This window comes from Helicobacter canis (assembly GCF_008693005.1).
Lineage (GTDB): Bacteria > Campylobacterota > Campylobacteria > Campylobacterales > Helicobacteraceae > Helicobacter_B > Helicobacter_B canis.
Map to the genome: position 1 here is coordinate 143,107 of NZ_VXKE01000014.1, position 20,884 is coordinate 163,990.

The following is a 20,884-nucleotide window of genomic DNA, read 5'->3' on the forward strand; positions in this document are numbered from 1 at the left end:
GCTAATTTGACCCCAAAGGCAGAGTGTGCTTACTAGCAAGATACGACAAATCCTACCGATACTATGGTGTTTGCTTGTGGGATTCTCCTATGCTACGCTACCACAAGAGAGCTCCCTAAAGCACAAAGACCCTGCTACAATGTCGCTTAAAGAGCTGCAAGATGAGCTAGTTTCTATCAATACCACTTTGACAAAAAGCAACAACCCTTGGCTTAAACGCTATACAGACTATGCCAACTACAATCGCATAATGCGCCAAATGCACACACTTCAAGATGAGATTTTGCATATCAATGCCCACGACATTAGCGCGCTTAATGAAAAGCGTCTAGCCATAGAGACCCTAGAGCGGCAGCTTGATTTACTAAAGGACGCTAAAAGCGATCCTTTTAGAGATCTAATCCAAAAGCCAGAGATAAGCGAAGTGCCCGCTATCACCAATCCTTTTGCCATCATTGGTGGGCTATCTTTCATCAATAATTTGCAAAATACAAAAGCCACATTCGCGAGCAATAAAGAGAGCTTAGAAATCGTGCTAGCACTCATTGAGCGTAAATACAGCTTGCTTGAGCAGCTAAACAGGATTGATAAGTCCAAAGTCCAAAAAGAGCTGACCCTTGTGCAAGCAGAGCTACTAGAATTTCAAAGTGCTTATAACATCATCTCCACAAGCATTGATATTTATAATAAACGCTATGATGAAGTCTATACCCTACTATCACACCAAATACAAAAGCAAACTTTCAAGCTTATGTATATCGCTCTAGCCATTCTTATTAGCATAGGGCTAGCTTTGGGGCTTAAGCTTCTCATTAAGCGATATATCACTGATAACGAGCGCACCTACACGGCAAATAAAATTATCAATTTTTTTAATATCACCATTATCGTGCTTATTTTACTTTTTGCTTATTTGGAGAATGTAACTTATCTTGTCGCGGTGCTGGGCTTTGCTTCTGCTGGGCTTGCCATTGCGATGAAAGATTTATTTATGAGTGTTTTGGGGTGGTTTGTGATTGTCATTGGGGGGAGTGTGCATGTAGGTGATAGAGTGCGCGTGGAGAAAGATGGCAGTATCTATGTGGGTGATGTGCTAGATATTTCTATGCTGCGCATTACAATGTATGAAGATGTAACCCTAACTAGCGTTGCGACCAATCGCCGTGCTGGGCGCATTGTCTTTATCCCCAATAACTTTGTCTTTACGATGATGATTGCCAACTATACGCATAATGGTATGCAAACAGTGTGGGACGGGATAGATTTTTGCATAACTTTTGATTCTAATCATCAAAAAGCTCTGCAAATCGCCCTTGATATTACAGCCAAGCATTCTAAGTCCTACACCCAGCTCACCAAAAGCCGCCTACGAAAAATGCGCGATCGCTACTCGCTTAAGCACGCTAATGTCGATCCTAGGGTGTATAGCTTCATCGCGCCAAATGGCATTACCATCTCTGTGTGGTATCAAACAAACGCCTATGCCACGCTAACATTGCGCAGCCAAATATCGCTAGAGATTACACAAGCCCTTTTGCAAGAGCCAGATATTTTCATCGCCTATGAGACGACAAAATTTGTCCAAACGCCTTATGATGGCTTTGGCGATAAATCCCACTAAGAAAGCACTATTATGAAAGAGATAAAACAAGAAAAACCAAAAGTGTTTTTCAAAACTTTTGGCTGTCGCACCAATCTCTATGACACGCAGATTATGCGTGAGAATCTGGGGGAGTTTGAACATACTTTGGAAGAAGAGTGCGCGCAGGTGGTGGTGATAAACTCCTGCACGGTAACAAATGGCGCGGATTCTGGTGTGCGCAGCTATGTAAGAAAAGCAAGAGATATGGGCAAGTCTGTGGTGTTTGCAGGCTGTGGGGTAAAGACACAGGGCAGGGCGTTGTTTGATAAAGGCTTGGTTGATGGTGTGCTAGGGCATAGCCATAAAGAGTCAATAGCGCACGCCTTAGACAAGCTAGCACAAGGGGAGAAGTTCTTTTATGAAGATAGTTTAGAGCATTTAGATTCTACTATTGTGAGTGAGTTTGTGGGCAAATCACGCGCTTTTATCAAAATCCAAGAGGGCTGTGATTTTGCGTGTAGCTACTGCATTATCCCCTCTGTGCGTGGTAAATCGCGCTCCTTGCCATTAGGGCAGATTGTAAGGCAGGTGCAAGTGCTTGTAGATTCTGGTGTGCAAGAAGTCGTGCTTACAGGCACAAATGTCGGGAGCTATGGGCGAGATAGCAATGGCTCTTTATCAAAGCTTTTGCGCGCATTGTTTGCGCTAGATAGTTTAAAGCGCGTGCGTATCGGCAGCCTTGAGCCAAGCCAAATTGATGAAGAGTTTTGCGATCTATTAGCTCACCCAAAGCTAGAGCGGCATTTGCATATCGCCTTGCAGCACTCTCATAATGCAATGCTAAAACTAATGAATCGCGCTAATCGCTTTGAGAGCGACTATGAGCTACTACACAAGATCGCAGCTCTAGGCTATGCCATTGGCACAGATTATATTGTAGGGCATCCGGGTGAGAGCGAGGAGATATGGGAGCAGGCGTTTAGCAATGTGCGCACACTTCCGCTCACGCATATCCACCCTTTTGTGTATTCTGTGCGCTCTGGGACGGCTTCTGCTAGTATGAGCGATCGTGTCAATGGCACGCTGGCTAAAGAGCGACTCCATAGTCTGAATACGCATATACAAGAGACAAATCGCGCTTTCCGTCAAAAAAGAATGGCGCAAGATAAGCCCCTGCAAGTGCTTATTGAGAAACAATTAGGCGATGTGTATGTCGGGCTTGATGAGCATTTTAATAAAATTTTTATAGAATCTAAGCAGGAATTAGGGCAGTGGGTAGAGATTGCCGAGTATGAGATTAAGGAGCATAACTATGCCAAAATCTAAGCATCTTTTGGTGGTTGTCGTAGGTGTGGTGGTGTTTTTACTCCTACTCCTAGTGCTGGTGCTAAAGGATAATGCCAAGGTCATTTCAGCTGCTGCGCTAGAAAATGCCCTGCAAAAAAACTTCATCATAAAGCTTTGGGAGAAAGATGAGTATCTCTACGCTCAAGCTAAAGATACACAGGTGTATAAGATTCTACGCTCCCAAGTAAATCCTACTATCATCAAAGCTATGCCCATAGATAGAGCAAGCACAAAGTGGCTCGCGTATGGGATCGCTACTTTGCTTATGCTAGTTATTGCTGCTGTGGTAGTGGCTTTGGTGCAAGCGCGCAAATCACGCCTAAATATCACGCCAATCAATGCCACTGCGCTTAGAGACTCACTAGAATCCACCATCGTGCCACTGCACTCTAGTATGCGTTTTAGTGATGTGGCGGGCATTGATGAGGTCAAAGCGGAGCTGCTAGAGATTGTGGATTTTCTCAAATATCCGCAAAAATACCAGCGATTTGGCGTTAATCTCCCTAAAGGCGTGCTGCTTAGTGGCGTGCCCGGCGTGGGCAAGACACTTCTAGCCAAAGCCCTTGCGGGGGAGAGTGGCGTGCCATTTTTCTACCAAAGTGGCTCTAGCTTTGTTGAAATGTATGTGGGTGTGGGTGCAAGAAGAGTGCGCGAGCTTTTTAGCAGGGCGAAGGCTAGTGCGCCTTGCATTATCTTCATCGATGAAATTGACGCAATCGGCAAAGCACGCAAAGAGGGCAGCAACAATAGCGAGCGAGAATCTACTCTCAATCAACTGCTTGTAGAAATGGATGGCTTTAGCGATAATAGTGGCGTGGTCGTGCTTGCAGCGACCAACCATATCGATGCGCTTGATCCTGCGCTTTTGCGTAGTGGGCGATTTGACAGGAAACTTTTCATCGAGCTACCTAATAAGCAAGAAAGAGAGCAGATTCTATCAATGTATCTTGCCAGCAAGCCCAATACCCTAGCCCAAGCAATCCCCCAAATCGCCAGTGAGACTTCAGGCTTTAGTGGCGCAAGTCTTGCAAGTCTTGTCAATGAAGCAGCACTTAATGCTATCCGCAACCAATCTCCCACAATCTCTAAACGCGACTTTGATGAAGTATATAGCAAAATCCACAGCGGGCTAAAACGGCTGCCCCTGCTAGAATCTAGCTTGCGTGATGTGTATGCGATCTATCATTCAAGCAAACTACTCTACGCGTTGCATAATGGACTAATTGTGCAAAAGGCGACATTGTTTGAGACACTTCTTGCCCAATCTCTAGCCCACACGCTAAGCCATAGTGAGCTGCTGAAGCGAGTTGGATTCTACCTTGTGGGCGATAGGGCTGCGCGTGTGGTGTTTAAGGATAGCTTTGGGGTGTTTGGGGAGGATTATCAAAGGGCGCGCAAGCTCGTTGAAGATGGGCAAAAGCTTGGGCTAGTTAGCGCGCAGGAGAATCTCCCTAGTGCGCTTGTCTTCTCTAGCTCTAGTAGTGGGATTGAAGCGATAGATTCTCTTGCAGGCTTTTTCTTAAGCCATAAGGAGGCGATTTTCACCATAGCAGCAGTGCTACTACAAGAAGAGCGACTTGAGATAGAAGAGGGGCTTGAGAGTGGGCAAGATTCTATCTCAAGCTTTATGCACCACTACGCAAAAAGGGCTGAAAGCTCGATTCTAGCGCGCTTACAGGGCTACTTGATATAGCCTAGTTTATAGAGCTCATTAGCTATGCGCACGACAACGGGTCCGGCATTACCACCACTTTGTCCGTGCTCAATAAGCGCGGTAATGGCATATTGAGGATTATGTGCTGGGACAAATGCTGTCATCCACCCGTGTGAGCGGTGGAAGTAGGCTAGCTCGCTCTCTTTGGCTCGCTTTTTTACTTCTTGCGGGATTGAAGTAACTTGCGCAGTCCCTGTTTTGCAAGCGATTTTGACTTGTGCGCCATAGACTCTGCGCGTGCCTGTGCCTCCGGGCGCATTGCACGCTTCTGCCATACCCTTTTGGATAGCGGGGAGCTTTGCCTTTTGCAAGTCATTTAGGACATCTTCTGGGGCTATGATGTTTTCATCATTGTTTTGCTTTTTTAGGAAGTGTGGTGTGGTGAGCTTGCCATTTGCGAGCAAGGCGGTGTAGCGCGCGATTTGCATAGGGGTGGCTAGGAAGTAGCCTTGACCAATGGAGGTTTGCACTGTGTCGCCCACATACCAAGTGCTTCCATATCGTTGGGCTTTCCAATTTGGCGTAGGGAGAACCCCACTAGACTCCCCGGGGAAATCCACGCCCGTGCGCTCGCCAAAGCCCATAGTCCTAAGCACATTTGCCATATTCTCAATCCCCACCACTTGTGAGAGCTTATAGAAATATACATCTACAGATTCTCGCAAGGCTTTAAACATATCCGAGCTGCCGTGCCCGCCTTGCTTCCAGTCGCGGAACTGCCATTCACCGATTTTGATTGAGTAGGGCGTGTTGATTTTGGTGTATTCATTGACATCGCCATATTCTAAAATCGCCATTGCCACGCCCATTTTGATAACAGATCCGGGTGGGTATTGCCCATTGACGAAGCGATTGATAAGTGGGGTGTGTGGGTTATCAGTAAGGGCGCGCCACTTTGCCACGCTAATGCCCCCTACAAAGTCGTTTAAGTCATACTCTGGGTAGCTTCCAGCTGCTAGAATCTCGCCATTTCGCACATCAAGCACGATTGCTACGCCATTTTGCTCGCTGTATTCTTCATCGATTGCTCGCTGGAGTTTGGCATCGATGGTTAGGGTGATGTTGTTTTGTGTTTGTGGGGAAAACTCTTCTGCCTTGGATACGCGCTGGTTATAGGCATTGACAATACTATTGCGATAGCCTAGCTGCCCTTGTAGAATTGTATTGTAGTGTCGCTCTATGCCCTCTTTGCCGATGATAGAGGTGTATTTACTCACAGGATCATAGAAGACATCATTTTTATCTGCTCTACCGACATAGCCGATAATGTGTGAGGCAAGTGAGCTATGTGGATAAAATCGGCGGAAAGTAGGCTGCACGCGGATATTGTCTTCTTGCATAAGGGCTGCATAGGCTGTTTGTATGTCGTTGCTTGGGATATAGTCGATGACTTTGATAAGGTCGTGGTTGTAGGCGGAGTTTTGCTTGGTGTAGGCTTGCATAAGCTCATCGAAGTTTTGATCTGGGAGGTGCTTGATAATCATAGCAATAGCAGCGCGCAAGTCTTTATCACTAAGTAGCGGCTCTAAATACACGCTGAAAAACAGCTCATTAACAGCCAAAGGCTCGCCATTTCTATCAAAGATCAGCCCCCTAGCTGGCACAAGCACTTCTTGCTTAGAAATATTGCGCTTGGCGATTCTCTCATAGTGGTCGTGTCGTTGGATTGTGATGATAAAAATGCGCAGTATTAGGACGATCCACACAAGCACAAAGATGAGCAAGACGATTTTATACGGGATACTAACTTTCATCATCTATCTTTGCTTAAGTTTTTCATACAAAATCCCCACGCACGACTCACACAAAAAATACACGATAAACACACTATGGAATCTAAACTCAAGCCGTGATCCAAACATTTCAAAAATATACATCACAAAAAAGTAGCTAAGATAGAGTATGCCCACATACCAAAAGACAAAGAGCGCGTTATGCCCAAAGATTAGATTAAACTTCTCTGTAATGATATAGCGCACGACCAAAAACACTAGCGGCAAAATCCCTAGCGGGAGCTGATTTTGGGCTTCAAAGATTACAAGACAGATGAGAATCCCAATGGTGGCAATGAGATTTTTTCTTTGATGTATATCCATAAATATGATAAATAGTAGTCCAATTAGCGGGGGTAGAAACAAAAATATGCGATTACACATTGTCCAGATGAAAAACCCACAGCAAAGCAGAGCGACTTTAGCGATCTCTTTGTAGGTGTTGTTTTTCATCTCTTGGACCATAGTGCTTCCCTTAGCCATTGCTACCCAAAAGCGCGCGCAATATACTTGCCCGTGTCATATCAAGGAGAGTTTGCGGACCTTGTGGGGATTTGGGGCGGTAGATTGTTTGCGCTATTGTAGCGTTATTTGTGGTGATTAGTGCTCCTTTTTGGCGCAGCTTTGCTAGCTCGTTTTTGGTGAGCTTATCGACTTTAGTGTAGATGGGTAGTAGGAATTGATCACCAAGGAGAATCGCTTGAATCTGGCGCGCTAAATTCTCATCAATGGGGAGATTTCTATGCCTTGCATCAATTAAGTGGATAAAGACTTTGATACTTCTTCGCTGCTGCAAAAACTCCCAAAGATTGCGCTGCCAGAGGGCAAGCTCCTGCTTAGAGACTTTCGCATAGCCAATGCCGGGTAAGTCGATAAGCGATATAGGGATACTACTAGAGCTGGCACTATCAAACCACACAGAAGAAAAAAAGTTGATAAGCCGTGTTTTGCCCGGGGTGGAAGAGCTTTTAGCAAGGTTAGATTCTAGGAGCGTGTTGATAAAGGTGCTTTTGCCTACATTGCTTCGCCCTAGCATAGCGATTTCGCTTGTGCTTGGGGGTGGGCACTCGCTAAGCTTGCTAGCAGAAGTGAGAAAATGAGCGTTTGAGATGGTGATCATCATAGCGTGCTAGAATCTTACTCACTAGAATCTAGCGGAGTAGATTCTAGCTCTTTGGATTCTGGTTTGGGATCTAGTATAGAATCTACTTGCCTAGATTTTGACTCTGGCTGCTTGTTTTTGGGGTTATTTTGGGAGCTATTTTGTGGGTTGCTTTGCATATCGTTTAGATCGATGATTACGCGCACAGGGGCACTGCTGCTGCTCTCAACATTGGCGAAGTTGTTGTCGTTGTTGAGTGTGATTTTCTCCCCTCTTAGGAAGTTTGGCTTGCCGATTTCTTGCACTTGGGCTCTGCCGATGAGCTGATACTCATTAGCATCGACAAGATAGATAAGTGTGTCGCTTTTGCCCTTAAGTCTTCTGCCATCTTGGGTGAGCAGAAGGAAATCTACATTTCCTATGGCTTCAAATTTGAGCGGCTTGCGAGCTTTATTGACATAGATTCTCACTTCATCGGCATTAAGCTTATCTTCACCTTTGACCATTTTGACTTTTCCTGTAGCTATGGTAATGCCCTTTTTCTCATCGGCAAAGACCTTTTGCGCTTGTATATCAAGCTCTTGCGCTAAAGCCCCTACATATAATAGCAAGTATAAAAAGAGTAAAAACGCCCTAGGCAGTGCAAAAGTAGATTCTAGTGTAAAAGAATGTTTCATTTTCTATCCCTTTGCGCTTGCAAGTCTATCCTAGCAGTAACGCTATTTGCAGTTGTGGTTTGAAGCTTTTGATTGTAGATGATATTTTGCCCTTCCATACTGCCCTCCACCGAGCTTGCCCAAAATGCCCCAATCCCTGTGAAAATCTCATTTTTTGCATCATATTTCGCACGCTTGCTATAGAAGACCTCGCCGCTGTTTTTAGCATAAACACCGCCTTTGTTGAATGTATAGATATTGCCTGTGCGCGTGATTTCTTGCCCATAGATATACTCGGTTATGCGGGGTGCATTGGGCAAGCGCGGCTGGATTTTGCGCAAAATTGTCTCAAAGCTTTGCTCATATTCTGCATAGCGCAGAGCTTTTGTGCCTTTGATATGTGTCTCTACACCTGTGTTTGTAGCTTGGTAGATAGAGAAGTCATAGAGCTCTACAAGGGGCATTTGTGATTGCTTGAGTAAAATCGCTTGCGTATCTCTAGCAAAAATTATGATAAAGGCAAAAATCCCAGCAAGTGTAAGTGCGAAAAACCAATGCATACTATAAGCGACATTGCAGTAGGGCTTTAGCGCATACAGGAGTTTGCGCCAGCTGGGATTGTGTGGAGTATTGTGCGAGCTATTCATAAAGGGCTAAAAACTCTTGGTATTCTTCTTCGTTGCGCTGCAGGATAAACTCTATCATCTCTCTAATAGCCCCATCACCACCCCTACAAGAGAGCACTACATCAGCCTTTGTGCGTAAATACGCATTGGCATTAGCCGGGGCAAAGCGTAAGCTAGATTCTCTAAACATACCTAGGTCATTGATATCATCGCCTATGCAAGCTACTTCATCTTTAGAGAGATTAAGCCCAGAGATTATGTTTCTAGCGATTATGGACTTATCTTCCACACCCATAAAAATCCGCGTGATCCCAAGCTCACTAGCTCTTTTTCGCAATGACTTAGACTCTCGCCCAGAGATGATAGCAATCTCGCGCCCAAGCTTTAGCCACGCTACAATCCCTAAGCCATCGTGGATATGAAAGGACTTAGACTCATAAATGCCGCCATCTAGCTCAAGGAAGTTTATCGTGCCGTCTGTCAGCGTGCCATCAACATCAAGCAGTAGTAAGCGTATCATAGCGTGCCTTTGGTGCTTGGGATTGTTATGCGATCATTTTTGCTTAATGCCCTGCGCAGTGCCACGCCAAATGCCTTAAACGCAGCCTCTGTGATATGGTGGAGATTTTTCCCCCTTTTTAGCACGATATGCGCGCTCAAATTGGCATTAAAGCACACCGCGCGAAACCACTCTTCTACAAGCTCTACATCAAACTCACCCACTTTACCGCGATACAATTCTCCCATATCAAATACCAAAAACGCGCGATTGCTAATATCAATATCACACTCCACGCACGCCTCATCCATCACCACAGCAGCATTGCCAAATCGCTCTATCTGTGATGCGGGGTAAATACTCTGGGCTAAAAGCTTGCCAAGCACGATACCGCTATCTTCTACACTATGGTGGAAATCCACTTCTATATCGCCCTTGCATTCTAGCGTTGTGTCAAAAAGTGCGTGCTTGCTAAAGGCTTCTAGCATATGGGTGAAAAACCCAATGCCTGTTTGTATTGTGCTTGTGCCACTGCCATAAATCTCTAGTGATGCGGTAATTTGCGTCTCTTTTGTCAATCGCTCTAGCTGCTGCATATTGCTCCTTGTCCTAGAATCTAGCTTACTAATCTCGCACGATTACAGGGCTTAGATCGCGTGATTTGGCGAAGTCTTGTGCTTCTTCTTCACTTTGGAATCCTTGTAAAAAAACCCGATATAAGCCATCTTGCTCTTTGATGGCTACATTATAGTTTGTATCGCTGTATTTTTGCTTAGTAGATTCTGCGCCACTCTTTTGCTTAAACACCCCTAGCTGCAGGGAAAATGACCCGCCAGAGACTGATTGACTCTCGCTATCGCCCACTTCAAACTCATCTTGGATTGCTTCATTTGAGACGCTAAGGGAGTTTTGATAGTGTTTATCGACTTTTCCACCAAAGCCTATGACTTCTATGCGCACTTTTGCTGTGCCTTTTTGCACCATATCGATGTCTTTTGCTGCGGCATTAGAGAGATCGATAATGCGCCCATCGACAAAGGGACCACGATCATTGATGCGCACAATGGTTGTCTTGCCATTGTCTTTGTTAAAGACTTTTACAATGGTGTTCATCGGTAGGGTTTTGCTAGCGGCAGTGTGGGCGTGCATATTGTAAGTCTCACCATTTGAAGTAGCTTTAGCGTGGAAGTTTGGACCATACCAGCTAGCAATCCCATCAAAGGTTTTGCCTACTTTTACTTGCGTGGGGTAATACCACTTCCCAGCGATTTGGTAAGGGCGCATAGTCGCACGCTGGATTGCTTCACTCTCTCGCATACCGCGCAAAAGCGAGGCATTGCTCCCGCTAAAGCTATCGCTTGGGGCATTGCTCGCACTAAAATTATTGCCAGACTTACCATTTTTACCAAGGCTAAAGACATCACCATCAAAGGCTTGATTGATATAATTTGGCGTAAGCGCGCTTGTGGAGCGATATGACTGCAAAGAATCATAATCGCTAAAAGCCCCAATCCCTCCACGATATACACTTTCATTTGCGCAGCCCCCTATAAGCACCACGACAATGCCTACCAAAGCCCACATAGTGGCTAAGTGGGAGAGAGTATTGTGGCTGGCTCTTTGGGCTTGCATTTTAGTTTTGCGCGATTTTTTGCAGTATGGGGATTATGATTTTTTGGTTAGCAAAGATTGTTTGCTTGTTGGAGAAGTTGTTGCTAAGTTTTAGCTCTTCCATACTTATGCCGTATTTTTTGGCAATGGAAGCAAGACTCTCGCCTTTTTTGACTTTGTGGAAGATGAAGTTTGCGGTGGCGGTGGTGTTTGGGTTGAAGTTTTGCTTGAAGTGCGCGAGCCTGTCATAGGGGATATAAATGGCATACTCTTTGTTTGATTTTGGGAGAAAGTTGTAGGTTAGGTGGCGATTATATTTCTTAATGTCTGCTAGGCTCATTCCAGCACTTGCTGCGATACTTGCAAGCAGTGTCCCGCCCTTTACCTGCACTTGGGCTAGTGTGTCAAATGCGCCGCGATTTAGGAGATACTCTCTATCGACAGCTTGCATTTTTTGTGTATTGCTAAAGGCTAGGGACATACTTAAAATCGTGCGGATATATTGGCGTGTCTCGCCGGGGAGATATTTTTCCTGCTCATCAAGTAGCACTTCTAGCTCACTGCTCCCAGCGCGCTCGATAGCCTTTTTGAGTCGTCCAAGTCCGCAGTTATACGCCATTGCTGCGAGATACCACTCTCCTGTGGCATTGTAGAGAAACTGCAAATATTTAATAGCTGCTTGTGTGCTTTTGATAGGGTCTCTGCGCTCATCGACATAGTCATTGATTACAAGCCCCAAGTCTTTAGCGGTATAGGGCATAAACTGCCAAATCCCCACCGCACGCTTTTTGCTATATGCCCTTGATGAAAAGCCCGATTCTGCCATCGCTAGGAATAAAAACTCCTGTGGAATCCCTGCTTGCACGATCATTGAGCGGATAATGGGGATAAACTCATAGCTTGCATCAAACTGCTGCACAAAGCGTGTCCAGCGCGTATCGGTGCTGGCAGATTGCAAAATGGTGTTGGTTTGCAAGGTGTTTAAAAACTCCACGCCAACCCCTAGAGAATGCAGCGTAGAAGCAGTGTGATTATCAGGGATAAAGCCCCCTGCTTGCATACTTGTAAGCATACTTGTAAGCAAGAGCCCTTTGGCAAAGCTCTTGCGCGCTTGTGCTTTAGCAGTGGCTATATAATTGCGTATATTTGCGTGTTGCAATAGCGATGATGAAAGCGACACTCCATACTCCTTACAATCTCAAAACGACTAGAATCTATAGGTTTCAAACGGATTTGGTGATAAAAAAGCTGCGATTATAGCAGATTTTCTAGTAATCATAAATAGCCGCCCCTAAGTCTTAGGCGTTAGTCTGTATTGATAGCAAAGAGTGCGCGGGCATTATTGGTGCTTATTGTTGCTAGCTGATCTTGTGTAGTCGATAGAATCTGCGCGACTCTTTGGGCAATTAGCGGGATATACTCTGGGCTATTGCGCTGCCCTCTGTGTGGGTGGGGCGTGAGATAGGGCGCATCAGTTTCTAGCACGATACGCTCTAGAGGGATTTTGGGTAGCACTTCTACAAGCCTTCTAGCATTTTTAAATGTCGCCACCCCGCCAATGCCATAGTAGAATCTATCGCTAAGCTTTAGTAAAATCTCATCAGCATTGTAGCAGTGCAAAACTCCGCGCGCTTTTGGGTATTGGGATAGAATCTCATAGGCATCATTGCTAGATTCTCGTATATGCACAATCAGCGGCAAATCCCGCGCTATTGCCTGCTCAATATGCGCGATGAAAACTTCTGCTTGGTTGCGCTTTTGCTCTTGCTTTGGAAGGGAGTCTAAGAAGTGGTAATAATCCAGCCCACACTCACCTATGGCTATGCATTTTGGCTCATCAAGTAGGCTGAAGCACTCCTGCAAGGTGGCGTGGTTGCTTGCACTAGCATTGCTATGGCTAATCTCGCACGGGTGCAGTCCGCAAGCAAAGTAAATATGCGGATACTGCGTGGCGATCTCCCTTGCTCGTGCGAGTGTATCAGGGCTAGCAGCTGGGATAATGCACCCCTTTACGCCAAAATTTTGTGCGCGTTTTACAACTTCCTCTAGATCTGCTTCATAGCGACTATCATCAAGGTGGCAATGTGTATCAATAAATAGTGGTGGCATTTGCTATCCTTAGAAATTTGGCGTGAATTTGGCGCATTGTATCCTAACTTTACCCCCTTGCTAGAATCTAGTCTTTAAACTTTGCTACAATGCACGCGCGATTTATTTACATTATCAAATAGGATTCTAGTATGTTTAGTGGATTAGTGCGAGAGATCGCAAAGGTGCGCACGCTAGAAAACAACATCTTGCGACTTGAGAGCACATATACACCGCAAATTGGCGATAGTATCGCGGTAAATGGTATGTGTCTAACGGCGATCGCACTCCATAGTGATGGATTCTCCTTAGAGATTTCTAAGCATTCAGCCCAAAGTGTCGCCATAGAAAACTACACAAAGTTGGTGCATATTGAGCCAGCATTGCGAGCGGACTCTCGGCTAGATGGGCATTTCGTGCAAGGGCATATTGATAGCATTGGCACAATTACTGCCATAGATTCCCATAGCAACCAAACGCTCTTTACCATCGCAGTAGATGAGCGCACGCTAGGGCTTGTGATCCCGCAAGGCTCAATCACAATTGATGGCATTAGCCTAACGATTTCTAGCGTGGGGGAGGGTGCTTTCACACTAACCATTATTCCTCACACAATGCAAAACACTCTATTTTCCACCTATAAAGTAGGCAGACGCGTCAATATTGAGACAGATGTGCTTGTGCGATCAGTCGCGCATATACTTGCTAGAATGAGCAATGCAGAGTCTATGCGCGCCTTTGCTAGATCTATCACAAGCCCAAGAGTGCCAAGCTGGAGCGAGCTTGATGATATTGCCCTAAGGTATTAACGCGTATGCAAAAAGCAGCAGCCCTAGCTTATAACGCCCAGCAAGATAGCGCGCCAAAGGTGCTAGCAAGTGGTAAAGGCACTATCGCAGAAAAGATCATTGCCAAAGCTAAAGAATACGATGTCCCACTCTTTGCCAATGAAGAGCTCGTGGATATGCTCTTGCAAGTGGAGATTGAGAGCGAGATTCCAGCGGAGCTGTATGAAGCGGTTGTGCGGGTCTTTGTCTGGCTTAATCGCCTAGAGTCTAATGCCCAGCTAAGCCGCTGATAATGGAGTCTTTATGCGAGTAGCGGTGTCCTTGCGGTTTATTGTTTGTGTCGCTGTTTGTGGTGTGTATTTGCAGGGCTGCTTCTTGCAGGATTTTAATAAGCACGCACGCCAAGCAGGCTACAACACATTTTCATCAAAGCCTACAAGCTTTACAAAAAAAGCAGATTCTACACGCGTAAAAGCTCCAAAATCAAGCGCGAAGAACTCTAGCAGGGCAGAATCTAGCGCGCTTGGCGTGCTTTTGTCCCAGCAAAAGCAGTGGAAATCAACCCCCTATGTCTCTGGCGGTGTGAAAAAGAGCGGCGCAGATTGCAGCGGCTTTGTGCAAAGTGTTTTTAGTGAGAGCTTTTCTGTGCAGCTCCCTCGCACCACGATTGATCAAATGAATGGCGGCAAAAAGCTAGGCGGTAAGCAGATGAGCCAAAGCAAGCTACGCACAGGGGATTTGGTGTTTTTTAAAACAGGGCGAGGTGCGCTTGGCTATCATGTGGGGATTTATCTTGAAAATGGAGAGTTTTTGCATCTATCAGCAAAAGGTGGCGCGAAAATTGCTAGCTTGTCTAATAGCTATTGGTCTCCTAAGTTTATCAAAGCTGTGCGCTATGATATGCCCTAGATATGTAAGGATAATGTTTGAGAGTGTTTAGAAGTTTGTGGCTCTATGTGCTTTGTGGCTCTATGGCTTTAAGCGCGCTGTCTTTAGAAGAAGCGATTGATAAGGCTCTGCGCTACTCGGCTAAAGTGCAAAGCCAGATGAGCTATGTCTCTGCTGCTACTTACAACAAATACTCCACTTATGCCAACTTCTTACCCACGCTTAGTAGCGGCTATACATATAGCTACAATGCCCCAAGTCTCTCGCCGCACTATTCCTTAAACGACATAAACTTAAGCGCGAGTATGAATCTCTTCCGCGGATTTAAGGACTATTTGACCACTGCAGAATCTAAGCAGAATCTTGTCCGCCAGCAGTTTTTGCTCAGTAGTGCTAGAGCAGATGTAGTCCTAAATACTAGGCTTGCTTATATCAAAATCTTGCAGAGCAAAGCCCTGCTAAATACCGCGCAAGAGTCCGCGCGCTTACTCAATGAGCAGCTTAAAAAGGCAAACTCCTTCTACCAGCAGGGCTTGCGCGCGAAAAACGAAGTGCTCACAATGCAGCTACAACTCTCCAATGCAAATATTTCACTAGAAAATGCTAAGATGAATCTCACTTACGCGCTTAATGAACTAGAAAATCTCCTTGGAGAGAAGGTAGAAGTAGGGCAGATAGAAGAGATACAAAAGGTGCATTTACACGATTATGATAGGGCAAATCTTATCGCCCAGATTCTAGCGTGCAATCCTGACTACCTCCTAGTCAAGTCTCAAGCAAAATCCGCGCAAATAGCATTCCAAATGACAAAGGCGCAGTTTCTCCCCCAGCTTGATCTAACAGGCATTAAGCATTGGTATATCGATGGCGCAGGCAGGGCAAACAACTATTACGGCTTGCAATCACAAGTGCGGCTAAACTTCACGCTTAATCTTTTCAACGGCTTGCGCGATGGCTTTGCCTATCAGGTCAAAAAGTATGATATGTATGCGCTTGGGCAAAATCTCGTGCAGTATGAGCGCAACGCTGCTTTGCAAATTGATGGGCTTTTGCGTGATTATGCTAATGCCAGACATCAGCTTACAATCTCTCAAAGCTCCTTGCACCAAGCTAAAGAAAACTACATCATCACAAACAATCGCTACTTGCAAAATCTCTCCACCTATACTGAGCTAATCAACGCCCAGCTACTGCTTACAACAATGCAGACCAACATCAACCAAGCGCGCTATAACATCGTAAGCATTCAATCTAGAATCGAGCGTCTTACTAATCCTTGAAATAAGTAGATTCTAGCTCCAAAGTGCAGCCCTTACTACCGCGCAAAATATTGCTACAATTGCGACTTATATCTCTAAAGGTTTTTTATGCTTGCGATAATCAAACATAATCTTGGCGTGTATTTTATGGTGCTTGCCTGCCTAGAGTTTGCTCTAATTGGTGCTTGTGCGAAGATTTTGAGTGAAGATGGGCTGCCTAGTATTGAAATTATGTTTTTCCGCAATGCCATTGGCACGCTCTTTATGCTCTATCTTTTGCGCAAAGTTACAATCCATAAAGATGGCGGGCGTTTTTTCTTGCTGCTTTTCCGCGGGCTAGCTGGGACGATCTCTTTGTATTTGTTTTTTTATAATATTGCGCATATTTCACTTGGTGGGGCATTTGCTTTCCAAAAGATTTCGCCCATTTTTATCACGCTTATTGCATTTTTTCTCTTCAAAGAAAGCATAGGGCTTAGGGGCTGGCTTGGGATTTTCATCGCGTTTGCTGGGGTGCTTTGTATCTTTCAGCCTTTTGATTCTAGCCTTGCGCAAGTTGATAGCAAAAATGCCCTGCTTGGTATTGTGAGCGGGTTTTTCGCCGCACTCGCACTCATTAGCGTGCGCGAGCTGCGCAATTTCTACCCCACAGAGTATATTGCCTTTTCATTTATCGCCATTGGGACGATTTTGCCATTTTTCTCTATGCTTATTGGAGCGTTTTACGCGCCTAGCGAGGCGGACTTTTTTATCGCGCCATTTGTTATGCCAAGTGCGAAATCGTGGATATTTATAGGTATTATGGGGGTTATTGGTGTGCTCTACCAAATCCACATTACCAAAAGCTATGGCGTAGCCAAAAAGGCAGGTATTGTCGCTGGGGTGAGCTATCTTGATGTGGTGTTTTCTGTGGTTATTGGTGTGGTGTTTGATGGCTTCCCTAGTGCGCTAATGCTTCTTGGTATTGGTGCGATTGTCTTTGGGGGGTTGATTTTGGTGTTTAGGAAATTATAGCCTTTGCTATAATAGGGCAAAAACAAAGGCGGTCGTATGATTCTTAGTGTCCCAGCTACAAGTGCCAACCTTGGACCCGGGCTTGATGTGCTTGGGCTTAGCTTAGATTTTCGCAATGAATTTCATATCACCAAAGCGCGTGAAAGCAGTGTGGAGATCTATGGAGAGGGGCAGGGGGTGCAGCGATTTTTGGCGGATAATATGTTTGTAAAGATTTTCCGCAAGACTTTGGAGCAGCTGCAAGTTAGTGCGGGGGAGTTTGCCTTTAAGTTTTATAACAAAATCCCTGTATCAAGGGGTATGGGCTCTAGCTCGGCAGTGATTGTAGGAGCGATTGCAGCAGCCTATAAGGTCGCAAATATCCCCATAGATAAGCAAGGGATAGTAGAGCAGGCTCTAGCGTATGAGCCACACCCTGATAATATCGCACCAGCGACTTTTGGGGGCTTTACAATCTCTATGCTAGGGAGTGGGGCGGATTCTGGTAAGGTATTTTCTATTAAGCATACTATGCCTACATATTTACGAGCGGTGATGGTGATCCCTAATCGCTCCATTTCTACGAAGTATTCTCGCCAGAGCCTGCCCAAAAAATACGCTAGCTATGATGTCATCTACAATATGTCTCATACAAGCGTCCTAAGCGCGGCAATTATGCAGGAGAAGTGGGATTTACTAAGGCTTGCTAGTAGAGATAAGCTACACCAAGAGCGTAGAATGCGCCAATATCCTGTGCTTTTTAGCGTGCAAAAATGTGCGCTAGAAAATGGTGCGCTAATGAGCACGCTCTCAGGCAGCGGGAGCAGCTTCTTTAATCTCTGTTTAGAGGGTGATATGAGTCGCTTGCTCCAAGCCTTGCAAGATAGATTCCAGCATTTTCGTGTGATCCCTATGCGGCTTGATAATGATGGGCTAATTTTTAGCGATGAGAAGATGTAGAATCTAGCTAGATTCTAGCTTTTGTTAAATGGATTGATCCCGCCAAGTAGGTTGAGTGCTTGGGAGCGTTTGTTGCTCTCCACACTTTTATGCGCATCATTAAGTGCAGAGATAAGTAGAATCTGCAGCGACTCCTTATCCTCTAGCAAGGAATCATCAATGCTAATATCAACCACCTCTCCAGCACCATTCATACTAACCCCCACAAGCCCGCCCCCACTTTTAGCTGTGATGACAGAGTCTTGCGCACTAGATTCTAGCTCTTTGATTTGCTCTTGCATTGTGTTTAGCAGGGATTGAAACTCCTTCATATCAAACATTCTTGCTCCTATTGTTGTAGTAAGTGGTTGCTCTCATCGACGAAGGCGATTTTTGGCTTATGTGCTTTGGCTTCATCTGCTTCCATACTCGCATAAGCGATGATAATCACCACATCACCCACGCAAGCAAGCCTAGCTGCCGCGCCATTTATGCACACCACCCCGCTGCCACTCTCTCCTAGCAGGACATAAGTGCTAAATCTTGCGCCATTATTGACATTAACGACATCAACTTTCATACCTTCAAGCAAGTCTACTGCCTCGCATAGCTGCTTATCAATGGTGATAGAGCCGACATAGTTGATATTTGCATCACTCACGCGAGCGCGGTGGATTTTGGCATAGAGCATTTCAAAGCGCATAGACTCTCCTATAATGTGTCAATATAGCCATCTTGTGGCAGGATTAGCGTAATATCGCGCGGTAGATAGAGCAAAATCTTATCGAAAAATATTTTATGGCTAAGCATATCGCCACAGACAAAGACTTGCCCCAAGGCGTAGTTCTGCGCCATATCACGCACGAAATTCCCCAGAAACTCCGCTAGAGAATCTAGCACGCCAAAGGCTATCATCTCACGCTCAACGCCCGCAAGTGCGAAGCTCATACAGCTACGCAAGATTCTAGGGTAGTCAAGCTCTAAGCCGCCTTGGGGAGTTTTTTTAAGCTTATAGTCAATGCGCGGACCCTTGTCGCGCAAGCATAGCTTGGCATAATTTAGCAAGCTTTCTTTAGCACAATCATCGCTTGCATTACTCTCGCAAAACCCAAGCACTCGCGCAATAATGGCAAACATATCAGTAAGGTTTTTTGAGATTCTAGGGGTAGAATCTAGGCTAGATTCTAGTGCGCTAAGTGCTCCAAAATGCGCTTGATAGTTTGCTAGCAGTCTATCTGCGCCCTTATACTCGCGCGCTAGAGTCTCTAGCATAGAAGCTTCACTGCTGGCAAAGCACACAGGCAGGGCTTGCTTATAGCTTGCGCCATCATAAATCCATATCGCGCTATTGTGCGCGAGAGAGAGATAGCACACAAGCATAAGGCTGGCATTTTGCTCGCGCTGTGTCTTGGGCTTTTTGGCGTTAGATTCTAGGGCTTTGGCTTCTTCTTGGCGCGGATAATGCTTAGCGATAATGCTAAAAAGATCGTGCTTGCTCCTGCGATCGTGCAGATAGATCCCATCACGCCCATAAATAATACGCTCTAGCTTTGGCACAGCAAACAAGGAAGTGTATGTCAAGCACGGCGGCTTCTTGCTCTTGCGGATAAAGACATACTCCACCCCACAAGTGCGCGTGCAAGAGCCTAGCAGCATAAGCATAGGCTCAAAAGCTAGCAGGCACTCAATCTCCACGCCACTTACTAAAAGCTCATCGCGGAAGATGTCTTTGGGGCAGAGCCGCATACTAGGCTTTTCTACGCTGGCAAGGCAGGATAGCTGGGCAGAATCTATACGCATAAAGCTTTGCAACGCTCCCATTTCCCAAAACATTAGCGCACTAGATTCTAGGGGCTTTGTAGATAGCTCATAACACCCTCGTGTAGTGGTGATGATGATTGGCTGTGTGGAGAGTGCGCGCGCTAGAGAGTCCAAGCAGGCAAACAGCGCGCTAGGGACGATTGGCTTTAGGCTTTGGCTAGAGTTTTGTGCGTATATGTGGGAGAAAAATTGCTTGCATAAGCGTGTGAAGCTAGAATCTCGCGCTTCAAAGCTTTGCATTAGTGCTAGGGTATCGCTTACCATAGGCATGGGTTTAGCGCAAGTGCGCACAGCGCGGTAAAAGCGCAAGGAAGATTTGCTTACATACTCTGGCTCTATATGATCAAAGACCATATACATACTTAAAGGCAGGGCTCGCGATAGCTCATTGGCAAACTCTAGCACACGCTCGCTAAAGTCTTTGGGCTCAGTGCGCTCTTTAGTAGAATCTAGCGACTTTTTTGGCTTTTGCTTTGCGCGCGCATAATCTTTGGCGGCAGGGCTTTTTAGGATAAAGGCGTATTGATAGGGTAGGTTTGTGTCAATAAATTCTTTGGCATAGGCTAGATTATGTGCTTTGGCTATGTGCGTTAGGATTGCTTCAAATGGCGCGATATAGGAGCTGGGCTTACTTGTATGGAAGATAAAGGCAAGCAAGCTAGTAGCCTTTGTAGGAGTTGTTGGCTATGGTTTGGATAGGGGTAGAATCTATCTTTTTACTATCAAAGCCAAGGGCTTGCAGCTGGTTGAGTGCTTCTTGCTTCAAGGTCGCAAAGCGTGAGAGAAGCTCGCTTGATAGATTAAATGTCGTATCCTCGCCTATGATTTTTGGCACGATACCTATGATATGCAAAGGTGGGAGATCACCAAGGAGCTCGATCATCTTTAGCGTTTGGAGCATTTCGACTTCGTGCGCACTTCCAGCCCAAGTGATAGTATCGGGGATTGCAGAAAATGGGAAGCTATACACATCGCCAATTTGCGCCCCCGCGACATTCACAGTATCAAGCACAAGCACAGAATCATACTCTACAATCATAGGGATAAGGGCTTGCGCGAGTGTGCCGCCATCGACAAATTCCACGCTATGGCTTGATGAGGTGAATGCATAATTGACTTTTAGGTAGTTGCACAAATGCACGCCAATCCCCTCATCGCCAAACAGGATATTCCCTATCCCTAGCACCAAAACACGCAAA

The 20,884-nt window shown here is 45.6% G+C and carries 23 protein-coding genes; 9 read left to right on the forward strand and 14 right to left on the reverse strand.

What is annotated here, in order from left to right:
- The first annotated feature begins 25 nt into the window (after positions 1–25).
- The 3 genes from F4V45_RS05095 to F4V45_RS05105 are packed head-to-tail and all read left to right on the forward strand — an operon-like array spanning position 26 to position 4,622.
- Positions 26–1,621 (forward strand): mechanosensitive ion channel domain-containing protein, encoded by a 1,596-nt coding sequence (locus F4V45_RS05095; protein ID WP_150337343.1) that lies wholly within the window; start codon positions 26–28, stop codon positions 1,619–1,621.
- Positions 1,622–1,633: 12 nt separating this feature from the next.
- Positions 1,634–2,908 carry a tRNA (N(6)-L-threonylcarbamoyladenosine(37)-C(2))-methylthiotransferase MtaB gene (gene mtaB / locus F4V45_RS05100; RefSeq protein ID WP_150337344.1) on the forward strand — a complete coding sequence of 425 codons (1,275 nt, stop codon included), beginning with the start codon at positions 1,634–1,636 and terminating at the stop codon, positions 2,906–2,908.
- Positions 2,895–4,622: an AAA family ATPase gene (locus F4V45_RS05105; RefSeq protein WP_170235182.1), complete on the forward strand. Its 1,728-nt coding sequence runs from the start codon at positions 2,895–2,897 to the stop codon at positions 4,620–4,622. Before mtaB ends, F4V45_RS05105 begins: the two co-directional genes overlap by 14 nt.
- Here the strand turns inward: F4V45_RS05105 and mrdA are convergent.
- The 10 genes from mrdA to F4V45_RS05155 form a co-directional block, all read right to left on the reverse strand.
- The gene (mrdA, locus tag F4V45_RS05110) at positions 4,610–6,400 is read right to left on the reverse strand and encodes a penicillin-binding protein 2 (protein ID WP_150337346.1); all 1,791 of its coding nucleotides are present in this window, start codon (positions 6,398–6,400) and stop codon (positions 4,610–4,612) included. The genes F4V45_RS05105 and mrdA overlap by 13 nt on opposite strands.
- Entirely contained in the window at positions 6,401–6,880 is a 480-nt protein-coding gene (locus F4V45_RS05115) for a hypothetical protein (RefSeq protein ID WP_150337347.1), read from the reverse strand.
- 10 nt (positions 6,881–6,890) lie between these two features.
- Positions 6,891–7,535, reverse strand: coding sequence for a ribosome biogenesis GTP-binding protein YihA/YsxC (yihA, locus tag F4V45_RS05120; RefSeq protein ID WP_150337379.1), 645 nt, complete (start codon positions 7,533–7,535; stop codon positions 6,891–6,893).
- 17 nt (positions 7,536–7,552) lie between these two features.
- The gene (gene lptA / locus F4V45_RS05125; RefSeq protein ID WP_150337348.1) at positions 7,553–8,194 is read right to left on the reverse strand and encodes a lipopolysaccharide transport periplasmic protein LptA; all 642 of its coding nucleotides are present in this window, start codon (positions 8,192–8,194) and stop codon (positions 7,553–7,555) included.
- Entirely contained in the window at positions 8,191–8,820 is a 630-nt protein-coding gene (locus F4V45_RS05130) for a hypothetical protein (RefSeq protein ID WP_150337349.1), read from the reverse strand. Before F4V45_RS05130 ends, lptA begins: the two co-directional genes overlap by 4 nt.
- Entirely contained in the window at positions 8,813–9,319 is a 507-nt protein-coding gene (locus F4V45_RS05135) for a KdsC family phosphatase (RefSeq protein ID WP_150337350.1), read from the reverse strand. Before F4V45_RS05135 ends, F4V45_RS05130 begins: the two co-directional genes overlap by 8 nt.
- Positions 9,316–9,894, reverse strand: a complete 579-nt coding sequence (gene hisB / locus F4V45_RS05140) for an imidazoleglycerol-phosphate dehydratase HisB (RefSeq protein WP_023929948.1) — start codon at positions 9,892–9,894, stop codon at positions 9,316–9,318. The genes F4V45_RS05135 and hisB overlap by 4 nt, the downstream gene beginning before the upstream one ends.
- 28 nt (positions 9,895–9,922) lie before the next feature.
- A complete protein-coding gene (locus F4V45_RS09750; RefSeq protein ID WP_150337380.1) occupies positions 9,923–10,882 on the reverse strand; it encodes a septal ring lytic transglycosylase RlpA family protein in 960 nt (319 codons plus the stop codon).
- Positions 10,883–10,931: 49 nt separating this feature from the next.
- Positions 10,932–11,981 carry a lytic transglycosylase domain-containing protein gene (locus F4V45_RS05150; RefSeq protein ID WP_407925331.1) on the reverse strand — a complete coding sequence of 350 codons (1,050 nt, stop codon included), beginning with the start codon at positions 11,979–11,981 and terminating at the stop codon, positions 10,932–10,934.
- Positions 11,982–12,214: 233 nt separating this feature from the next.
- The gene (locus F4V45_RS05155) at positions 12,215–13,018 is read right to left on the reverse strand and encodes a TatD family hydrolase (protein ID WP_150337352.1); all 804 of its coding nucleotides are present in this window, start codon (positions 13,016–13,018) and stop codon (positions 12,215–12,217) included.
- A 131-nt stretch (positions 13,019–13,149) separates the two neighbouring features.
- Here F4V45_RS05155 and ribE point away from each other — a divergent pair, with 131 nt between their 5' ends.
- From ribE to thrB, 6 genes are all read left to right on the forward strand, one after another.
- Complete coding sequence (gene ribE / locus F4V45_RS05160; protein WP_150337353.1) at positions 13,150–13,806, forward strand: riboflavin synthase; 657 nt, start codon at positions 13,150–13,152, stop codon at positions 13,804–13,806.
- Between the two features lie 5 nt (positions 13,807–13,811).
- Complete coding sequence (locus F4V45_RS05165) at positions 13,812–14,075, forward strand: EscU/YscU/HrcU family type III secretion system export apparatus switch protein (RefSeq protein ID WP_023929953.1); 264 nt, start codon at positions 13,812–13,814, stop codon at positions 14,073–14,075.
- A gap of 13 nt (positions 14,076–14,088) precedes the next feature.
- Positions 14,089–14,694 carry a C40 family peptidase gene (locus F4V45_RS05170; protein ID WP_150337354.1) on the forward strand — a complete coding sequence of 202 codons (606 nt, stop codon included), beginning with the start codon at positions 14,089–14,091 and terminating at the stop codon, positions 14,692–14,694.
- 23 nt (positions 14,695–14,717) lie between these two features.
- Positions 14,718–15,953, forward strand: coding sequence for a TolC family protein (locus F4V45_RS05175; protein ID WP_246145139.1), 1,236 nt, complete (start codon positions 14,718–14,720; stop codon positions 15,951–15,953).
- An 87-nt stretch (positions 15,954–16,040) separates the two neighbouring features.
- Entirely contained in the window at positions 16,041–16,946 is a 906-nt protein-coding gene (locus tag F4V45_RS05180; RefSeq protein WP_150337356.1) for a DMT family transporter, read from the forward strand.
- A gap of 36 nt (positions 16,947–16,982) precedes the next feature.
- Positions 16,983–17,885 (forward strand): homoserine kinase, encoded by a 903-nt coding sequence (gene thrB, locus F4V45_RS05185; RefSeq protein WP_150337357.1) that lies wholly within the window; start codon positions 16,983–16,985, stop codon positions 17,883–17,885.
- 14 nt (positions 17,886–17,899) lie between these two features.
- On the opposite strand, the gene F4V45_RS05190 is transcribed toward thrB, so the two are convergent.
- From F4V45_RS05190 to F4V45_RS05205, 4 genes are read right to left on the reverse strand one after another with little or no spacing between them, the layout of a single operon-like run.
- The gene (locus tag F4V45_RS05190) at positions 17,900–18,205 is read right to left on the reverse strand and encodes a YbaB/EbfC family nucleoid-associated protein (RefSeq protein ID WP_023929958.1); all 306 of its coding nucleotides are present in this window, start codon (positions 18,203–18,205) and stop codon (positions 17,900–17,902) included.
- An 8-nt stretch (positions 18,206–18,213) separates the two neighbouring features.
- Positions 18,214–18,567 carry an aspartate 1-decarboxylase gene (gene panD / locus F4V45_RS05195; protein WP_150337358.1) on the reverse strand — a complete coding sequence of 118 codons (354 nt, stop codon included), beginning with the start codon at positions 18,565–18,567 and terminating at the stop codon, positions 18,214–18,216.
- Between the two features lie 8 nt (positions 18,568–18,575).
- A complete protein-coding gene (locus F4V45_RS05200) occupies positions 18,576–20,342 on the reverse strand; it encodes a hypothetical protein (RefSeq protein WP_150337359.1) in 1,767 nt (588 codons plus the stop codon).
- A gap of 1 nt (position 20,343) precedes the next feature.
- Positions 20,344–20,883 (reverse strand): hydrogenase maturation protease, encoded by a 540-nt coding sequence (locus tag F4V45_RS05205; RefSeq protein ID WP_150337360.1) that lies wholly within the window; start codon positions 20,881–20,883, stop codon positions 20,344–20,346.
- Between the last annotated feature and the right edge of the window lies 1 nt (position 20,884).

What these genes read in the sequence shown, in the direction of transcription:
- yihA (WP_150337379.1), bottom strand. Translation starts at nt 7,535, where the DNA reads ATGATCACCATCTCAAACGCTCATTTTCTCACTTCTGCTAGCAAGCTT.
- F4V45_RS05180 (WP_150337356.1), top strand. Translation starts at nt 16,041, where the DNA reads ATGCTTGCGATAATCAAACATAATCTTGGCGTGTATTTTATGGTGCTT.
- F4V45_RS05135 (WP_150337350.1), bottom strand. Translation starts at nt 9,319, where the DNA reads ATGATACGCTTACTACTGCTTGATGTTGATGGCACGCTGACAGACGGC.
- mtaB (WP_150337344.1), top strand. Translation starts at nt 1,634, where the DNA reads ATGAAAGAGATAAAACAAGAAAAACCAAAAGTGTTTTTCAAAACTTTT.
- F4V45_RS05115 (WP_150337347.1), bottom strand. Translation starts at nt 6,880, where the DNA reads ATGGTCCAAGAGATGAAAAACAACACCTACAAAGAGATCGCTAAAGTC.
- F4V45_RS05105 (WP_170235182.1), top strand. Translation starts at nt 2,895, where the DNA reads ATGCCAAAATCTAAGCATCTTTTGGTGGTTGTCGTAGGTGTGGTGGTG.
- F4V45_RS05155 (WP_150337352.1), bottom strand. Translation starts at nt 13,018, where the DNA reads ATGCCACCACTATTTATTGATACACATTGCCACCTTGATGATAGTCGC.
- panD (WP_150337358.1), bottom strand. Translation starts at nt 18,567, where the DNA reads ATGCGCTTTGAAATGCTCTATGCCAAAATCCACCGCGCTCGCGTGAGT.
- F4V45_RS09750 (WP_150337380.1), bottom strand. Translation starts at nt 10,882, where the DNA reads ATGTGGGCTTTGGTAGGCATTGTCGTGGTGCTTATAGGGGGCTGCGCA.
- F4V45_RS05190 (WP_023929958.1), bottom strand. Translation starts at nt 18,205, where the DNA reads ATGTTTGATATGAAGGAGTTTCAATCCCTGCTAAACACAATGCAAGAG.
- F4V45_RS05150 (WP_407925331.1), bottom strand. Translation starts at nt 11,981, where the DNA reads ATGCTTACAAGTATGCAAGCAGGGGGCTTTATCCCTGATAATCACACT.
- F4V45_RS05130 (WP_150337349.1), bottom strand. Translation starts at nt 8,820, where the DNA reads ATGAATAGCTCGCACAATACTCCACACAATCCCAGCTGGCGCAAACTC.
- lptA (WP_150337348.1), bottom strand. Translation starts at nt 8,194, where the DNA reads ATGAAACATTCTTTTACACTAGAATCTACTTTTGCACTGCCTAGGGCG.
- mrdA (WP_150337346.1), bottom strand. Translation starts at nt 6,400, where the DNA reads ATGATGAAAGTTAGTATCCCGTATAAAATCGTCTTGCTCATCTTTGTG.
- F4V45_RS05165 (WP_023929953.1), top strand. Translation starts at nt 13,812, where the DNA reads ATGCAAAAAGCAGCAGCCCTAGCTTATAACGCCCAGCAAGATAGCGCG.
- F4V45_RS05170 (WP_150337354.1), top strand. Translation starts at nt 14,089, where the DNA reads ATGCGAGTAGCGGTGTCCTTGCGGTTTATTGTTTGTGTCGCTGTTTGT.
- ribE (WP_150337353.1), top strand. Translation starts at nt 13,150, where the DNA reads ATGTTTAGTGGATTAGTGCGAGAGATCGCAAAGGTGCGCACGCTAGAA.
- hisB (WP_023929948.1), bottom strand. Translation starts at nt 9,894, where the DNA reads ATGCAGCAGCTAGAGCGATTGACAAAAGAGACGCAAATTACCGCATCA.
- thrB (WP_150337357.1), top strand. Translation starts at nt 16,983, where the DNA reads ATGATTCTTAGTGTCCCAGCTACAAGTGCCAACCTTGGACCCGGGCTT.